Genomic DNA, 15801 nt, shown 5'->3' with positions numbered 1-15801 from the left:
CTTCATCGTGAACGCGTCCATCAACAGTAGAGGAAAAGCGTGCAGGCGCTTCGACGGCCGGCGGGCATAGCGTTTCGATTTGTGTCGACCGCGATCAGCCAAGCCGTTGCTCAAGGAGCCGGCCAAGCGCCAGCGCATCGGCCGTGGCGGCGCCGCTGGCGGTGTTATCGAAGATGCACCACGACGGCACCGCCGTCTCGTCAACCAGCCGCGTGGCCAGGGCCGCAAGCCAGTCCGCACCATAGGGCGAGTGATAGATGCGGGGCGAGCCGTGCAGGCGGTAATAGCGCATACCAGGCCAGCCGCCCGGCTTGGCGGCGCCTGTGAACGGCGCCGGGTCAGCACCGACACTCGCGATTTGCGCGTCGTGCAGCAGGGAGTCGGCGGCAAGCCAACTGGTGTGCCTTGGTTCGATTGCGACCGGCCCCGAGTGGCGCGCCCTCAGCGTATCGATAAAGCGCCTTGCCACGTCCGGCTCATAGGCCAGCGAGGGTGGCAATTGCACCAGTAGGCAACCGAGTTTCTCGCCGAGGTGGCCGCATTCGTTCAGAAAGGTGTCGAGCAGCGCTTCGCACGCTGCCAGGCGCCGCTCGTGGGTGATCTGACGAGGCACCTTGACGGAAAAGCGGAAGCCCGCCGGCACGCTGTCGGCCCAGCGCACATAGGTCGCGGGCCGGTGCGCGCGGTAGAACGAGCTGTTGATCTCAACGGCGTTCAGGCAGCCCGCGTATCGCTGCAGGTGCGTGCCGACTTCAGGAAATCGCGGCCACAGCGTCCGCGGCAGGCTCCAGCCGGCGGTACCGAGCCACACTGGCAGCTGTTGCTCATCCATGCTTCGGCCGCACGGGAAGCCAGCGAAGCAGCCATCGGCGTGTGGGCACCACGGCATGCTCCTGCGCCCAGATGCAGAGCACGACGGTCAACAACACATAGAGCGGGTACAGCCACAGCGACAAGCTCTGGTCTCCCGCCTGCGCGGCGCAGGCAGCCCAGTCATCGAAACAACGCGGCGAGAACACGCCAAGCAGCTTTTCTGATCGGGAGAACAGCACAAAGGCCGGAACATGCAGCACGAACAGTGGCAACGACGCCGTCCCCAGGCGCTGCGCCCATCGATTGACCGCCTCGCTCGACGGCGAGCGCATCAGTGCGAACAGGTAGATCAGCATCAGCTGAGCCGGCAACAACAACCCGTTGTGCAGCAGGAAATACCAGTACTTTTCGCCCTTCAGCAGCTGGATGGCAGCGACAAAGCAGAACAGCACGAACGCGCCCATCAGTACGCGCACCGCTACGCCCGGCACGCGATCCGCCGCCTGATGCTGGCGATACAACCGGTACGCGAGGATACCCGCCAGGAATTCGGGCAGGCGCAGCAAGGGCATGCGGTGCAGCATGCCGGTATAGGGAATGCCGTACTCCTGCTGCTGAATCACCCAGAGCGGCGGCAAGAGGTAGAGCAGAATCACCAGCGCCAGCCAGGCGAGCGTACGGTCGGCACGCATCAGCCGCGGCGCCAGCACAGGAAAGGTCAGGTAAAAGAAAAACAGCGTGGAGATCGACCACAGCGGCGGATTGAACGTCAGGTAATAGGGGTTCCACGCCTGCAGCATCAACAGCTGCAGGACGAAATTGAGCGCAAGCTCGCCGTTACTCATGAAGTGCTCGAGCGTCTCGCGGGACGCGGCGCCCAGGTCCTCGTTGGTGTCATAGACCACGAACCGCAGCGTGGCTTTGGCGTCATCCGGCGGGATACCGAGGTTGGAGATGATCAGCAACACCACTGCCGTCAGCGCCAACGAGAACAGGTGCAGTGGGTAAAGGTTGGCGAAGCGTCGGCTGAGGAAGCTTCGCGCCGGCTCGCGCATGCGCCCCTGCTGGCAATAGACGTGGGCCAGCAGAAATCCCGACAGCGCGAAGAAGCTGCTGGTGGCGAAGAAACCAACGCCGGTGAGATCGGCCATCCAGCCGGGCAGATCCGCTGCATAGTTGTGCAACGTGTGGAAGCACAGGATGTACAGGCCGAGCGTGAAGCGCAGCCATTCGAGCCCGATGAACTTGTCCCTGCTGACCTGCTCCACTCGCCGCTCCCACTTCTCTGAGCCTCAACCAGCAGTAGGACGCCCGCCGGGAGGCTTCGTTCGATCAGCGAGCGCAGCGGCAGCGGCGGGACGAATTTAGTCACCATTGGCCGGCGCACGGGCCACGACGGGCGGGGTCCAACGCACAACCTCACTCGCTGGAGACCCATCGCAGTGCTGCTCCGAGTCAATCACCACCGCCTTGCCGGCCATGCCCTGCCCCTGGTGCTGGCCCTGTTTCTCATCACCACATCGCTGCCGGCCGCCGCCCGGGAAGGGTTCGGCTGGGCCGAATCGTTTCTCGAGCGCATCGCCCAGGTCGATGCCGATACCGCCGGCGAGCTGGGGGTCTATCTCAAAGATCTCGATACCGGCGTCTCGGCGTCCTACCACGCGGAGGAAAGCTGGTATCTCGCCTCGACCGTGAAAGTCCCCGTGGCGATCGCCATCCTGCGCCGCGTCGACGAAGGCAGCCTGAGCCTGGACACCACCGTGCGCCTGATGGAATCCGATTACGTCGATGGCGCCGGGCCGACCAACAGCCACGCGCCCGGCACCGAGCTCAGCGTGAGCTACCTGATGGACCAGATGCTGATCCACAGCGACAACACCGCCAGCGATTTGCTGATCAGCCTTGTCGGGCTCGAAGCGGTCAATGCGGTGACGGCCGAACTCGCGCCGGGCGGCTTCGGGCCCATCACCCGGCTGGCCGACGTCCGGCGCCTGATCTTCGGCGAATTCCACCCCGATGCGCGACAGCTGTCGGGCCGCGATTTTCTGCGCCTCAAGCAGCAACGCAGCGAGTCCGGCCGTTTGGCGCTGCTGGCCCGCCTGCTCGGCGTGCCGCAATCGTCATTCACCCCGCTGCGCCTGAGCGAAGCCTACGAACGCTATTACGCCACGCCGAACAATTCAGCCAGCCTGCAAGCCTACGGTGAGCTGCTCGCGGCGCTGGTCGAGGGTAAAGCTCTATCACCCGCCAGTACCGAGTACCTGCTCGGCGTGATGTCACGCGTGCAGACCGGCAAACAGCGGATCAAGGCGGGGCTACCCCCAACCGTGAGCTATGCCCACAAGACAGGCACGCAGGTGTCGCGCATCTGCGATGCCGGGCTCATCGCCCCGCCGCCCTTCCGCCTGGCCGATCCGTCCGGGCGCATCGTGGTCGTCGCCTGCGTACGCGGCGCCGGCTCCACCGCCAAGGCCGAACACGCCCTGCGCGGTGCCGGCGAAGCCATTACCGCCTCCGGAGTGCTGCGCTTATGACCCTCGTTCGAAAATTGCTGGCGGTGCCGATTCTGGCCGGTGCCGGCCTGGCCCTCTGGGCCTACAAGGAACAAGCCTGGTCGGATTCATGGCGTAACGCGCTGGAGCAGGATATCCAAGCCATCGACGCGCAATCGCCCGGCCAGTTGGGCGTCTACGTCAAGCACCTAGGCGATGGCAAAACGTTAGCGTACGAGGCGGACCGCTTCTGGTACCTCGGTTCAGCGGTCAAGGTGCCGATCGCCATCGCGGTGCTGCAGGGCGTCGACCAGGGAGAACATCGCCTCGACGAGGAAATGACCCTCCAGGCCAGCAACAAGGTCGACGGCTCGGGCGACCTCGTCTGGCAAGACGAGGGCGTTGCCTATTCGGTGCGCAATCTGCTCAACGAAATGCTCATCGAGAGCGACAACACCGCCGCCAATATGCTGATCCGGCTGGTCGGCGAAGACCGACTCAATGAACGCACCCGCGAAAACATGGGCGGCACCGGGTTCGAGCGCATCACCGACTTCACCCAGGTGCGACGCGACGTTTACGGGGAGCTGCACCCGGACGCTCGCGAGCTACCGAATATCGAGCTGGTCAAGCTGGCGTCAGCGCCCTTCAGCAAGCCCCGTTACGAAGCCGTGGCTCGAGTGCTGAACATCAGCACCGCCGAACTCAACGCCGAGAGCATGGAGCAGGCCTATGCGCGCTATTACGCGCGCAATCTCAATGCCAGCACCTTGGAGGCGTACGGCACCTTGCTGCAGAAGCTCGTCGAAGGCGACCTGCTGTCCGACGCCAGCCGCGACCTGCTCTACAAGGACATGAAACTCGACCGCTACGACGCCTACCGCCTCGAAGCCGGTCTTCCCGAAGAAGCGCCCTTCATCCAGAAGACGGGCACGCAACTGGAGCGGGCCTGCCATGTCGGGGTGATCGATCCGCTGTCCGAAGGCCAAGCCAACACGGTCATCGTCGTCGCCTGCGCCGAGGACCTCGACGAAAACAAGGAAGCCGGGGAGGCCTTCGAGCAGGTTGGCCAGGCGATCACTCGGGCGCTACTCGGCGAGCCGGAGTGAGACCGCGTCCGCACCGGCAGATCCACCAGTCGAGACGGCTGCTCGTATTGCCGCGCGCGATTGTCCAAACTGGGCAGTCTTTTGATCAGTGAGGGGTCGATCATGCGCAAGGCCGAAGCCAAGCACCGCAATACCGTCAAGCTCGAGCGCCTTCAGCGCTTCCTCGACTGGGCGGCAGAGCGGCACCCGGATTTCGTGCCGAAGAAGAACCACCAGGAGCAGTGGTTCAGCACCTACCTCGGTCACCAACCACCAGAAATCGGCCGGGCCGCAAGGCTGTTCTGGCTGGGCCTGGAGGCCCCTGCGGTCGAAGCGGTTCTCGGGGCGCCGGAACCCACCAGCCTGGTCGGCCGGCTGCTCAACCGCGACGTCAACGCGTTCAGCTGCACGGTGGACCTGTTCGGCGTTTCGGTAATGCTCGACTGCGGCTCGGTACAGACCCTGCTAGAAGCCGACCTCGCGCTGCGCATCCCGGATAGCGATTCCGCCGAAGCGTTCGAGCGGCATGTCAGCGACGCCATCGAGGGCCTGGCCCGCGACCGGCTCCGCGTGTTGGAGCGGCCCTTCGCCCACATGAGTGAGGAGCAGAAGGCTCGCAGCCTGGAGCGCCTGCCTGAGCGGCTGTCACGCCTCGATGATTTCGCCGCCCGCGCCGTGGATACGCTGAACGAAGTGCTGCACGACCTGCGCTATGTCGTCGAGCTGCGCCACGGCGAAGTCGCGCTGGACATGCAGCGGCGCATCCCGGGCGGCCAGGGCCATGTGTTGACCACGGAAGAAGTCGCCGCGATCAAACAGGAAGATCGCGAGGCGCTGCAAGCCAAATTCGACATGATGATGGACGAGGCTGGCGACTTCGATCTGCAACTGCTCGGCGAGAAGCGCCTGACCGAAGTGTTCATGATGGAACCGAAGAAACTGCGTCGGACCATCCGTTTCGCCCGTGAGGATCATCGCGAGAAGATGGCCTTCGCCGTGCTGCTGGAGAACAACCCGCGCTTCGTCCACTACCACAAGCTGTATGCCGCCAGGCGCATCACCCGTACCTGGACCGCCCTGCTCGGCCCGACCAACAGCGGCAAGACGCACCAGGCGATCGAGGCCATGACCGCTGTCGAGCACGCCATCTACCTCTCCCCGTTGCGCCTGATGGCGCTGGAGAACCAGGAGCGCATCGAGTCGATGGGCGTGCCGTGCTCTCTCGTCACTGGCGAAGAAGAGATCATCCGTGAGGGCGCTACGCATTACTGCTGCACCGTGGAAGAGTTCGCCCGCTTTCGTCATGAATCCTGGGACGTGGTGGTGATCGACGAAGTCCAGATGATGGCTGACTCGCAGCGCGGCTGGGCCTGGGTCGACGCGCTCGTCAGCGCCTATACGCAGGACCTGATCATGACGGGCCCGGAGCTGATCCAGCCGAGCCTGAAAACACTGTCTGATCTCTGCGAGGACGAACTGGTCGTCAAGCGTACCAAGCGCCTCTCTCCGGTCGACGTGTCGCGACGCGCCACTACTCTCAAGCAGCTCGAGCCCGGCTCGATGCTCGTCGCCTTTAGCCGCAAGACGGTGCTTGAACTCAAGGCGCTGCTGGAGATGACTGGCAAGAGCGTGTCGGTGGTCTACGGCGCCCTCTCGCCCGAGGTGCGCCGTGAGCAGGCGCGGCGTTTTCGCGAAGGTGAGGCGGACATCATGGTCGCCACCGACGCGGTAGGCATGGGCCTGAATATGCCTGCGCATACCCTGTGCTTCTACACCGACGAGAAGTACGACGGCATCCAGAACCGCCAGCTCAAGGTGCAGGAGGTCAAGCAGATCGGCGGCCGCGCCGGGCGCTTCGGCCACCACGATAGTGGCCTGATCACCGCCCTCGATGCGCAGACGCTGCAATCGATCAAGCGTCTGTTTCACAGCGCCGACCTGCCCGTCGACCTCACGCAGTTCCAGGTGCGGCCGTCCATCGAACACCTGCAGGCTATCGCTGAACTGATGAACGAGCCCAGCCTGTTGCGCGCCTGGCTGACCTTCAACCGCAACATCAATTACGGTGCTGAATTCATCTCCGTCCTGCCGGACGAACTGGCTGAATGGATCAAGCTGATCGACGATCCGACCATCGACCTGCCCCTGCGCTGGATTTTCGCGTGTACGCCGATCCGTGGTGGTCTGGACAGCCCGGCCAGCCATCACGCCCAGCAGTGGCTGAAGAAGGTCGCGCAGGACAAGGAGGTTCCGCTGCCACGGTTGCTGATCGATGCGGACCTGGCGTCGCTGGAAAGTTCGCTGCACGTCATCGAAACCTACCTGCACCTGGCGCGCACCCTGCCTGCGCACTTTCCTGCCCTGGAACAGGCCGAAAGCCACCGCAGCCTGCTCAACGGCGCCATTACTCGCGAGCTCTCCCGACAGCGCAAACCGCGCAGTTCGGACCGTCGCAAACTGTCCGGCGGCGCGCGCCAATGCCAGAAATGCGGCAAGGCCATGCCTATTGCAGGCAAACAGTTCAGGCTGTGCCAGAGCTGCTTCAACGAAAGGCGATAGACGATGGGGCCGGTGCTGGATCGCCAGCAAGCTGGCTCCTACCGATGCGGCGACCATCCATCACAGCTGTCCATCAAGGTTGTGCTTTGGTCGGAGCGGCTCTGGAACCCGCAAGCATGGCGTTCAATGACATGACGGCAGCGCTCGTGTAAGAGCGGGTTTGCTCGCGATCAGCCACCACTCGGCGTACGCCTCCCCCGAGAGGGATCGACGGCCTCTTCCAAGCGTCTAGATACGGGTACACATCATCGAGACATGCCATGAGCGATCCGCACGATCTGCACCGTTTCGTCGAGGCGCAACAGCCAGTTTATGCGCAAGCGCTCGCCGAGCTGCGCGCTGGCTACAAGCAAAGCCATTGGATGTGGTTCATCTTTCCGCAGATTGCGGGGTTGGGCCACAGCGCCATGGCGCGACGCTATGCGATCCAGAGCCGCGACGAGGCCGTCGCCTACCTCAACCATCCGCTGCTCGGCCCGCGGTTGGAGCAGTGTGCCAACGCGCTTTTGCAGCACACCGACCGCACGGCCCGCGAGATACTCGGCTCGCCAGATGACATCAAGCTGCGCTCGAGCATGACGCTGTTCGACGCGGCCAGTGATTCCGCCACCTATCGACGCGTGCTGGCTGCCTTCTACGCAGGGCAACCTGACCCCGCGACCCTCGACCGGCTCTAGCACGCGTCGCCGCGGCACCAGCATCTTTTCAACGGCTGCGTTCGGCGCGGCAGGCACGCCGTGTGGTGCGTGAACTCAAGTTGGCTAGCGGGCTGGGAGTGAGCGGTTACGTGACCGGCCCTGGCGGGCTTGCCGCCGGATTTCCGGCACTCGAACCTGCTCATCGCGCGAAACGTCATCTTTTCGGCTAAATGTTCGAAATTTAGCTTTGACAGCCCTCACTTTTGACCTTACTTTTTCGGAACCGAACATTTCCGAACCGCGCCGTATCGGATCAATAAAAACAACAGCTCCATTTAAAGAGGTTGCGCATGAGCAGTCCGTCCACCCCGACGCTCCGGGGTCAATGTATCGCCGAGTTCCTCGGCACAGCCCTTCTCATTTTCTTCGGGACCGGTTGCGTTGCCGCCATGAAGCTGGGCGGTGCAGAGCTAGGTCTTTGGGAAATAAGCATTATCTGGGGTATCGGTGTCAGCATGGGGGTCTACCTCGCGGCGGGTGTTTCCGGCGCGCACCTGAATCCTGCTGTCTCCATCGCGCTCTGGCTGTTCGGCACCTTCGAACGCCACAAGGTCCCGGCTTATATCCTTGCCCAGGTTGCCGGCGCGTTCTGCGCGGCGGCGCTGGTGTACGGTCTGTACAGCAGCCTGTTTTTCGATTTCGAACAAGCGCAGCAGATGACGCGTGGCAGCCTGGCCAGCCTGGAGCTGGCCTCGGTGTTCTCGACCTACCCGCACCCGTCGCTGTCCATCGGCCAGGCCTTCCTGGTGGAAGTGGTGATCACGGCTATCCTGCTGGGGATGATCATGGCGCTGACCGACGACGGCAATGGCCTGCCACGCGGCCCGCTGGCGCCCCTGCTGATCGGCCTGTTGATCGCTGTCATCGGCGGCGCGATGGGCCCATTGACCGGCTTTGCCATGAACCCGGCACGTGATTTCGGACCGAAGCTGATGACCTTCATCGCCGGCTGGGGCGACGTGGCCTTTACCGGTGGCCGGGATATCCCGTATTTCCTCGTCCCACTGGTCGCGCCAGTGGTGGGCGCGTGTCTCGGCGCTGCCGGCTACAAGGCGCTGATCTGCAAGCACCTACCGGCCATGGGCAACGGCGCATGCGCCACCAGCGAGGCCGACCACTTTACCGAACGCGATGTCACTGCCCATAAAGCTCACTAAGGAATCGACACCATGAGCACTCAGAACAACAAGCAATTCATCGTCGCCCTCGACCAGGGCACCACCAGCTCCCGCGCCATCGTGCTGGACCGCAACGCCAACGTGGTCACTATTGCCCAGCGCGAATTCGCGCAGATCTACCCGCAACCCAGCTGGGTCGAGCACGACCCCATGGAAATCTGGGCCACCCAGAGCGGCGTGTTCGTCGAGGCACTGGCCCAGGCCGGCATCACCAACGAACAGGTCGCAGCGATCGGCATTACCAACCAGCGCGAAACGGCCATCGTCTGGGACAAGAACACCGGCCGGCCCATCTACAACGCCATCGTCTGGCAGAGCCGCCAGAGCACGCCGATTTGTGATCAGCTCAAGCGTGACGGGATGGAAGAGCACATACGCAAGACCACCGGGCTGGTCATCGACCCTTACTTCTCGGGCACCAAGATCAAGTGGATTCTCGACCACGTTGAAGGCAGCCGTGAGCGGGCCCGCCGCGGCGAGCTGCTGTTCGGCACCGTCGATTGCTGGCTGATCTGGAAGATGACCCAGGGCAAAGCCCACGTCACCGACTACACCAACGCCTCGCGCACCATGCTCTTTGACATCCACAAGCTGGACTGGGACCCAGTGATGCTGGAGACGCTGGATATCCCGCGCGAAATGCTGCCGGACGTGCGCTCCTCGTCCGAAGTCTACGGCCACGCCTACCTCGGTTCCGGCCAGAGCACCGGCATCCCGATTGCCGGGATCGCCGGTGACCAGCAGGCCGCGCTGTTCGGCCAGATGTGCGTCGAGCCGGGCCAGGCAAAGAACACCTATGGCACCGGCTGCTTCCTGTTGATGAACACCGGAACCAAGGCCGTGCAGTCCGAGCACGGGCTGCTGACCACCATCGCCTGCGGACCCAAGGGCGAAGTGAACTACGCGCTCGAAGGCGCCATCTTCAACGGCGGCTCCACCGTGCAGTGGCTGCGCGACGAACTGAAGGTCATCAACGATTCGCTGGATTCCGAGTACTTCGCCACCAAGGTGCAGGACAGTAATGGGGTCTACCTCGTCCCCGCCTTCACCGGCCTCGGCGCGCCCTACTGGGACCCGCGTGCCCGTGGCGCCCTGTTCGGCCTGACGCGCGGAGTGAAGGTCGACCACATCATCCGCGCCGCGCTCGAATCCATCGCCTACCAGACCCGTGACGTGCTCGATGCCATGCAGCAGGACGCCGGTGAGCGCCTGCGCTCGCTCCGCGTAGACGGCGGCGCGGTGGCGAACAACTTCCTCATGCAGTTCCAGGCCGACCTGCTCGGCACTCACGTAGAGCGGCCCGAAATGAAGGAAACGACTGCCCTCGGCGCGGCTTATCTCGCAGGCCTGGCGACGGGTTTCTGGAGCAGCCTGGATGAGCTGCGCAGCAAAGCCACCATCGAGCGCATCTTCGAACCGGCCTGTGATGAAGCAAAGCGCGAAGCGCTCTACAAAGGTTGGCAGAAGGCCGTGGGTCGCACCCGCGACTGGGAAGAGGGCTAAGCGGTAGCTCCAGCCGACGGCGCCGGGCGCGGATTCGTTTCCGCGCCCGGCGCCACGCTTCGAAAACGAACACAGCTTTTATCGACGACCATACTGCGGCATCCTTCTGCCATATCGATAAGAAGGAAGCCTCCATGAGTCTGGCCCCACGACAGCAGAGCATTCTCGAACTGGTCCGCGAGCGCGGCTACGTCAGCATTGAAGAGCTGGCCCAACAGTTCTCCGTCACGCCCCAGACCATCCGCCGCGACATCAACCAACTCGGCGAAGCCGGCTTGCTTCGCCGCTACCACGGCGGCGCCGCCCATGACTCCAGTGTGCAGAACACCGCCTATACCCAACGCGCCCGCCAGATGCGTGACGAGAAACGCCGCATCGCCGATGCCATGGCGCAGCACATCCCCGACCAGGCCTCACTGTTCATCAACATCGGCACCACCACCGAAGCCATCGCTCACGCGCTGCTCAATCACCGAGACCTCAAAGTCATTACCAACAACCTGCACGTGGCGAGCATCCTCAGTCCCAAGGAAGATTTCGATGTGCTGATTGCCGGCGGGAATGTGCGCAGCGACGGCGGCGTGGTCGGCCAGGCGACGGCCGACTTCATCAGCCAGTTCAAGGTCGACTATGCGCTGATTGGCATCAGCGGCATCGACGAGGATGGCACCCTGCTGGACTTCGACTACCAGGAAGTACGCGTCTCTCAGGCCATTATCAGCAACGCTCGCCAGGTATTTCTGGCCGCCGACTCAAGCAAGTTCGGGCGCAACGCCATGACCCGCCTGGGCTCGCTGGAACAGATCGACATGCTGTTCACCGAAGCGCAGCCGCCAGAGGCTTTTCTCGAGCTGCTTAGCCGGCACAAGGTCAAACTGGAAGTGACGGACTGATAGGGTGGACCAAACCGCCGCCGGGCGAACAAGTTCGCCCCTACAGCGCGGATCTGTAGGGGCGAATTTATTCGCCCTCGGTCCTCCAGCCTGTGTGCTCACCACGCGGTCCGTTTTTTCTCTGCCCTTCCCGTCTCTACTCCGATCACCGCCCAAGCGGCCTTCGAGAGCCTGAGGCTTCCTGGTGTACTGACTCGGCACAAGCTCAAGCTGCAAGTCACCGGCGGACCAGCCTGAGCCAGCCTCCGCCGGGCGAATAAATTCGCCCCTACGGTGCGGGATCCGTAGGGCCGAATTTATTCGCCCGCTGCCCGCCAATGTTTCGCCCTCCTCGGGCCCGCCAGGTCAACACCAATAGATTGCTCAAATCGGTTCGATTATTTTCTTTTGATATAAAAAACGAACATCGCGACTGGAGAGGTGAATTCTTCTGCGCTAGGATGTTCGTATTCGAAAATAAATGTTCGTTCTTGAGGAGATTCCCGTGACCGATTCCAACAGCCCCGTCGCCGAGCTCTACGACATCGCCGTGATCGGCGGAGGCATCAATGGAGTGGGCATCGCAGCCGATGCGGCTGGGCGGGGGCTTTCGGTCTTCCTCTGCGAGCGTGATGACCTGGCCAGCCATACGTCATCCGCCAGCAGCAAGCTGATCCACGGCGGCTTGCGCTATCTCGAACATTACGAATTTCGCCTCGTCCGCGAAGCACTTGCCGAGCGCGAAGTGCTACTGGCCAAGGCGCCGCACATCGTCAAGCCGATGCGTTTCGTCCTTCCGCACCGCCCGCATCTGCGCCCAGCCTGGATGATCCGCGCCGGGCTGTTCCTGTATGACCATCTTGGCAAGCGCGAAAAGCTGCCCGCCTCCCGCGGCCTGCGGTTCGACGCTCAAAGCCCGCTCAAGCCTGCAATCACGCGCGGTTTCGAATATTCGGACTGCTGGGTAGACGATGCCCGCCTGGTGGTGCTCAACGCCATGGCGGCACGGGAGAAAGGCGCGCATATCCATACCCGTAACCGATGCCTGAGCGCAAAACGTGCTGCAGGAATCTGGCACGTGGAATTGCAGCGCGAAGACGGCGCCCGCTTTTCCCTCCGCGCCAAGGCGCTCGTCAACGCGGCAGGCCCCTGGGTAGCGCAGTTCATCGGTGAGAACCTGCAGCAGCGGTCGCCCTACGGTATTCGCCTGATTCAGGGCAGCCACGTCATCGTGCCCAAGCTGTATGAAGGCGATCAGGCCTACATCATGCAGAACGAGGATCGCCGTATCGTCTTTGCGATCCCCTATCTGGATCGCTACACCATGATCGGCACGACTGACCGCGAATATCACGGCGACCCGGCCACCGTCAGCATCAGCGATGAAGAGATCGCCTACGTGCTAGGCGTTGCCAACACGCATTTTCGCAAACAGCTTCAGCCGTCGGACATCGTGCACACCTTCGCCGGTGTCCGGCCGCTGTGCGATGACGAGTCGGACAACCCGTCCGCTGTGACCCGCGACTACACGCTCTCGCTGGCCGCCGAGGACAAGCAAGCGCCGCTGCTCTCGGTGTTCGGCGGCAAGCTGACCACCTACCGCAAGCTCGCCGAGTCGGCGATGGCGCAACTCAAGCCATTCTTCCCTCAAATGGGCGCCAGCTGGACAGCTCAATCGCCGCTGCCCGGCGGGGAGGAGATGACCACTCCCGACGCGCTCGTTGCCGACCTCAAACGTCAGGTCCAAGGGCTCGACGATCGGCTTGCCCGGCGCTGGGCGACGCTCTATGGCAGCCGCGTCTGGCGCATGCTCGGGAGCGCCCGTTCGGTCGATGCGCTCGGCCCGGACCTCGGCCAACAGCTCCATGCGCGGGAGGTGGAGTATTTACGCCAGGAAGAATGGGCCCATGAGGTGGACGACATCCTGTGGCGCCGGACCAAGCTCGGCCTGGCGTTCCACGCCACGGAGAGGGCCCGCCTGGAAGCCCACCTGCGTGAACAGCCGGCATCCCGCCACGACAGCGACGCTGCCTGAACCGTGGTGCCCCGGTTTGGGGCGCATGGGTCATGCCTCGGTAACTTTGCGGACGCCTGTCGGTCCGAACTGAAGTAACGCCGGGCATGACGTCGCCCACCGCCGTGTCCTGGCATCGGTCCGCCACCCGTCCGGGATACCGTCGCCATGAACAACCTGCTCTCCGTTGGTGCCATCGGCTTCGCAACCCTCGCGCTTGGCGCCTCACTGTGGCAAGGCTGGGTGGGCAACGAGCACAACCGCCTGTCCGTGCGGCGGCTCATCGTCGCCACGCCATACCTCGAAGGGCCACGCGCCCGTAACGGGCTTTACCTGGCAAACCTCGGCCTTGGCCCGGCGATCATCGATCGTGCGTCAATCGTGTTCGACGGCACTGCCTACGACCTGACGGCTGATTTCTGGGAAGAGGCATTGGTGGCCATGGATATTGAGACCATCTGCTTCACCCGCTCTTGGATCCCGGCCGGTGCGGCCATTCGGGAGGATCAAGAAATTGCGCTCTTGGCGATCACCGACCCGAGCATGCAGCTGTGCTTGCATGAAAGCCTGAAATTGCTCACCGAACACCGCATCGAGCTCAACCTGAACTACCGGTCGCTGTATGGGGAGCAGCTCACGAGCACCGATACGTTCACGCTCCGATCGCCCCGTGAGGATTACGCCAGGGCTTTGCGCAGGCTGAACGCCGCGCACTGATCCGTTCGTCGCCCGAAGCCGCTGCGGTCATCAAGGCTTCATGCGCTGCCCACACCGTCGAGCTACACGCACTCACGGGAGTTGGCTGATGACAACGGATACCGGTGCACTTCGCTCGTCCACCTCGATGACCAATCGATGGCTGTCCTGGCTGCTGGTAGTGACGCTGATCTATCTCCTGCTGGCCGCGGTTGGCGCCATCGGCGACGGCTTCAAGGCCGCTACCGGCGACAATGCCAAGCAGCTATTTGCCTTTGCAACCAACCCCTTCGTCGGGCTGATGATCGGGCTGGCGGCGACCGCGCTAATCCAGAGCTCCAGCACGGTTACCTCGATCATCGTCGGCATGGTCGCTGGTGGCCTGCCAATCCCCATTGCCATCCCACTGATCATGGGCGCTAACATCGGCACCTCGCTGACCAGCACCATCGTCAGCCTGGGGCATCTCCGCAGTGGTGAAGAATTCCATCGAGCCTTTGCTGCCGCTACCGTGCACGACGCCTTCAACGTTACGGCCGTGACGATCCTGCTGCCGTTGGAGTTGCTCTTCCATCCGCTGCAGCGGCTGTCCGAAGCCTTGGCGGGCCTGCTCGTTCACGACGCCAGCATGGACATGGGTGGCATGAATTTCATGAAGGCCCTGCTCTCGCCCGCCAGTGATCTACTGGCTGCGAGCGTAAGTTGGCTGCCGGGAAAAGTCTGGCCAGGGGTGGCCCTGATCATCATCGGGATCGGTTTGATCCTGTTCGTGGTGCAGGCGATCGGCAAGGTGCTGCGCAAGGTCATGGTCGGGCGGGCCAAGGAAGTAATGCACGCCAGCGTGGGCCGGGGCCCGTTGTCCGGCATCGCGTCCGGTACGCTCATTACCGTTCTGGTGCAGTCCTCGTCGACGACCACCTCGCTCATCGTGCCGCTGGCCGGCACCGGCGTGTTCACGCTCAAGCAGGTCTATCCCTTTACCCTCGGAACCAACATCGGCACCTGCGTTACCGCACTGCTGGCAGCCACGGCGATTGCCGGCCCTACGGCGGAACTCGCGATGCAGATCGCGCTAGTGCATCTGCTGTTCAACCTCTTCGGCATTCTGCTGATCTATGTTCTTCCGGTGCTACGGGGCGTGCCACCGGCCATCGCCAATACCCTCGCCAACCTGGCCCAGCGCAGCAAGCTGTACGTAGGCGCCTATATTGGCGGTGTGTTCTTCGCGCTGCCGCTGTTGCTGATCGGCGGCAGCCAACTCTGAACCCGCCTGGAGAACTGCATGCAACACGAACGCCGCATCCAGACCGAGAACCGCATCCGCGAACTAAGAGAGTCGCTCGACGAGTTGGAGGCACAGCTCGAACGCATCGATGCGCAGGAGCAGCAAGCCCAGCACCGCGAAATCGAGCGGTTGGATGATTACATCGATGCCGTCGACACCCGGTTCAACAGCCTGCAACTGTTCTGGAGTGCATTTAAGAACGACTGGCTAAAGGCGAGAAGCTGAACAGCACCTGCCGGCAGCGTTTGATTGGCGGGGCGATTCCGGTAGGCTTTGCGGCTTCCAACAGAGGAGTACAACCATGGCCCGTGCCACTGCCCGCCACATCCTGGTACCCACCGAAGAGAAGTGCAATGAGCTGAAAGCTGCCATCGAAGGCGGTGCCGATTTCGCTCAGGTCGCCAAGGACAACTCGACCTGCCCGTCCGGCCGCCAGGGCGGTGACCTCGGCTCGTTCGGCCCCGGCCAGATGGTGAAGGAATTCGACACCGTCGTGTTCAGCGCCCCGCTCAACCAGGTGCAAGGCCCGGTCAAGACCCAGTTCGGCTACCACCTGCTGGAAGTGACCAGCCGCCAGGACTGATCGCCCGCCCCCGTTTCACA

The 15801-nt window shown here is 63.2% G+C and carries 14 protein-coding genes and 1 pseudogene; 13 read left to right on the top strand and 2 right to left on the bottom strand.

Features of this window, described 5'->3' with window-relative positions:
* Positions 1-94 precede the first annotated feature (94 nt).
* Both M1D78_RS06505 and M1D78_RS06500 read right to left on the bottom strand, forming a co-directional pair.
* A complete protein-coding gene (locus tag M1D78_RS06505; RefSeq protein ID WP_437420016.1) occupies positions 95-832 on the bottom strand; it encodes a DUF72 domain-containing protein in 738 nt (245 codons plus the stop codon).
* Positions 825-2081 (bottom strand): acyltransferase family protein, encoded by a 1257-nt coding sequence (locus M1D78_RS06500; protein ID WP_437420017.1) that lies wholly within the window; start codon positions 2079-2081, stop codon positions 825-827. The genes M1D78_RS06505 and M1D78_RS06500 overlap by 8 nt, the downstream gene beginning before the upstream one ends.
* 174 nt (positions 2082-2255) lie before the next feature.
* Here M1D78_RS06500 and M1D78_RS06495 point away from each other — a divergent pair, with 174 nt between their 5' ends.
* From M1D78_RS06495 to M1D78_RS06435, 13 genes and pseudogenes are all read left to right on the top strand, one after another.
* Positions 2256-3347, top strand: a complete 1092-nt coding sequence (locus M1D78_RS06495) for a serine hydrolase (protein WP_437420018.1) — start codon at positions 2256-2258, stop codon at positions 3345-3347.
* On the top strand, positions 3344-4414 hold the full coding sequence (locus M1D78_RS06490) for a serine hydrolase (RefSeq protein ID WP_437420019.1): 1071 nt from the start codon (positions 3344-3346) through the stop codon (positions 4412-4414). The genes M1D78_RS06495 and M1D78_RS06490 overlap by 4 nt, the downstream gene beginning before the upstream one ends.
* Before the next feature lie 102 nt (positions 4415-4516).
* Positions 4517-6952: a helicase-related protein gene (locus M1D78_RS06485; RefSeq protein ID WP_437420020.1), complete on the top strand. Its 2436-nt coding sequence runs from the start codon at positions 4517-4519 to the stop codon at positions 6950-6952.
* Between the two features lie 260 nt (positions 6953-7212).
* Positions 7213-7629 (top strand): DUF1810 domain-containing protein, encoded by a 417-nt coding sequence (locus M1D78_RS06480; RefSeq protein WP_437420021.1) that lies wholly within the window; start codon positions 7213-7215, stop codon positions 7627-7629.
* 20 nt (positions 7630-7649) lie between these two features.
* A pseudogene (murG, locus tag M1D78_RS06475) lies at positions 7650-7766 on the top strand (undecaprenyldiphospho-muramoylpentapeptide beta-N-acetylglucosaminyltransferase); the annotation flags it as partial.
* Between the two features lie 174 nt (positions 7767-7940).
* Entirely contained in the window at positions 7941-8807 is an 867-nt protein-coding gene (locus M1D78_RS06470; protein ID WP_437420022.1) for an MIP/aquaporin family protein, read from the top strand.
* Positions 8808-8819: 12 nt separating this feature from the next.
* Entirely contained in the window at positions 8820-10331 is a 1512-nt protein-coding gene (gene glpK, locus M1D78_RS06465) for a glycerol kinase GlpK (RefSeq protein ID WP_437420023.1), read from the top strand.
* 134 nt (positions 10332-10465) lie between these two features.
* On the top strand, positions 10466-11224 hold the full coding sequence (locus M1D78_RS06460) for a DeoR/GlpR family transcriptional regulator (protein WP_437420024.1): 759 nt from the start codon (positions 10466-10468) through the stop codon (positions 11222-11224).
* A 460-nt stretch (positions 11225-11684) separates the two neighbouring features.
* Positions 11685-13238: a glycerol-3-phosphate dehydrogenase gene (glpD, locus tag M1D78_RS06455; protein WP_437420025.1), complete on the top strand. Its 1554-nt coding sequence runs from the start codon at positions 11685-11687 to the stop codon at positions 13236-13238.
* 147 nt (positions 13239-13385) lie between these two features.
* Positions 13386-13934 carry a hypothetical protein gene (locus M1D78_RS06450; RefSeq protein ID WP_437420026.1) on the top strand — a complete coding sequence of 183 codons (549 nt, stop codon included), beginning with the start codon at positions 13386-13388 and terminating at the stop codon, positions 13932-13934.
* Between the two features lie 88 nt (positions 13935-14022).
* Positions 14023-15177 carry a Na/Pi symporter gene (locus tag M1D78_RS06445; RefSeq protein ID WP_437420027.1) on the top strand — a complete coding sequence of 385 codons (1155 nt, stop codon included), beginning with the start codon at positions 14023-14025 and terminating at the stop codon, positions 15175-15177.
* Positions 15178-15195: 18 nt separating this feature from the next.
* Positions 15196-15423, top strand: a complete 228-nt coding sequence (locus tag M1D78_RS06440; RefSeq protein ID WP_437420028.1) for a hypothetical protein — start codon at positions 15196-15198, stop codon at positions 15421-15423.
* Positions 15424-15499: 76 nt separating this feature from the next.
* Complete coding sequence (locus M1D78_RS06435) at positions 15500-15781, top strand: peptidylprolyl isomerase (protein ID WP_437420029.1); 282 nt, start codon at positions 15500-15502, stop codon at positions 15779-15781.
* Positions 15782-15801 lie beyond the last annotated feature (20 nt).

It is taken from the genome of Pseudomonas sp. SA195 (genome assembly GCF_054131565.1).
This window is presented reverse-complemented; position numbering and strand designations above follow the sequence as displayed.

Bases quoted from the DNA above. Each gene is read 5' to 3' on its own strand.
- M1D78_RS06490 (WP_437420019.1), top strand. From the start codon at position 3,344: ATGACCCTCGTTCGAAAATTGCTGGCGGTGCCGATTCTGGCCGGTGCC.
- glpK (WP_437420023.1), top strand. From the start codon at position 8,820: ATGAGCACTCAGAACAACAAGCAATTCATCGTCGCCCTCGACCAGGGC.
- M1D78_RS06460 (WP_437420024.1), top strand. From the start codon at position 10,466: ATGAGTCTGGCCCCACGACAGCAGAGCATTCTCGAACTGGTCCGCGAG.
- M1D78_RS06480 (WP_437420021.1), top strand. From the start codon at position 7,213: ATGAGCGATCCGCACGATCTGCACCGTTTCGTCGAGGCGCAACAGCCA.
- M1D78_RS06450 (WP_437420026.1), top strand. From the start codon at position 13,386: ATGAACAACCTGCTCTCCGTTGGTGCCATCGGCTTCGCAACCCTCGCG.
- M1D78_RS06485 (WP_437420020.1), top strand. From the start codon at position 4,517: ATGCGCAAGGCCGAAGCCAAGCACCGCAATACCGTCAAGCTCGAGCGC.
- M1D78_RS06445 (WP_437420027.1), top strand. From the start codon at position 14,023: ATGACAACGGATACCGGTGCACTTCGCTCGTCCACCTCGATGACCAAT.
- M1D78_RS06440 (WP_437420028.1), top strand. From the start codon at position 15,196: ATGCAACACGAACGCCGCATCCAGACCGAGAACCGCATCCGCGAACTA.
- M1D78_RS06435 (WP_437420029.1), top strand. From the start codon at position 15,500: ATGGCCCGTGCCACTGCCCGCCACATCCTGGTACCCACCGAAGAGAAG.
- M1D78_RS06505 (WP_437420016.1), bottom strand. From the start codon at position 832: ATGGATGAGCAACAGCTGCCAGTGTGGCTCGGTACCGCCGGCTGGAGC.
- glpD (WP_437420025.1), top strand. From the start codon at position 11,685: ATGTTCGTTCTTGAGGAGATTCCCGTGACCGATTCCAACAGCCCCGTC.
- M1D78_RS06470 (WP_437420022.1), top strand. From the start codon at position 7,941: ATGAGCAGTCCGTCCACCCCGACGCTCCGGGGTCAATGTATCGCCGAG.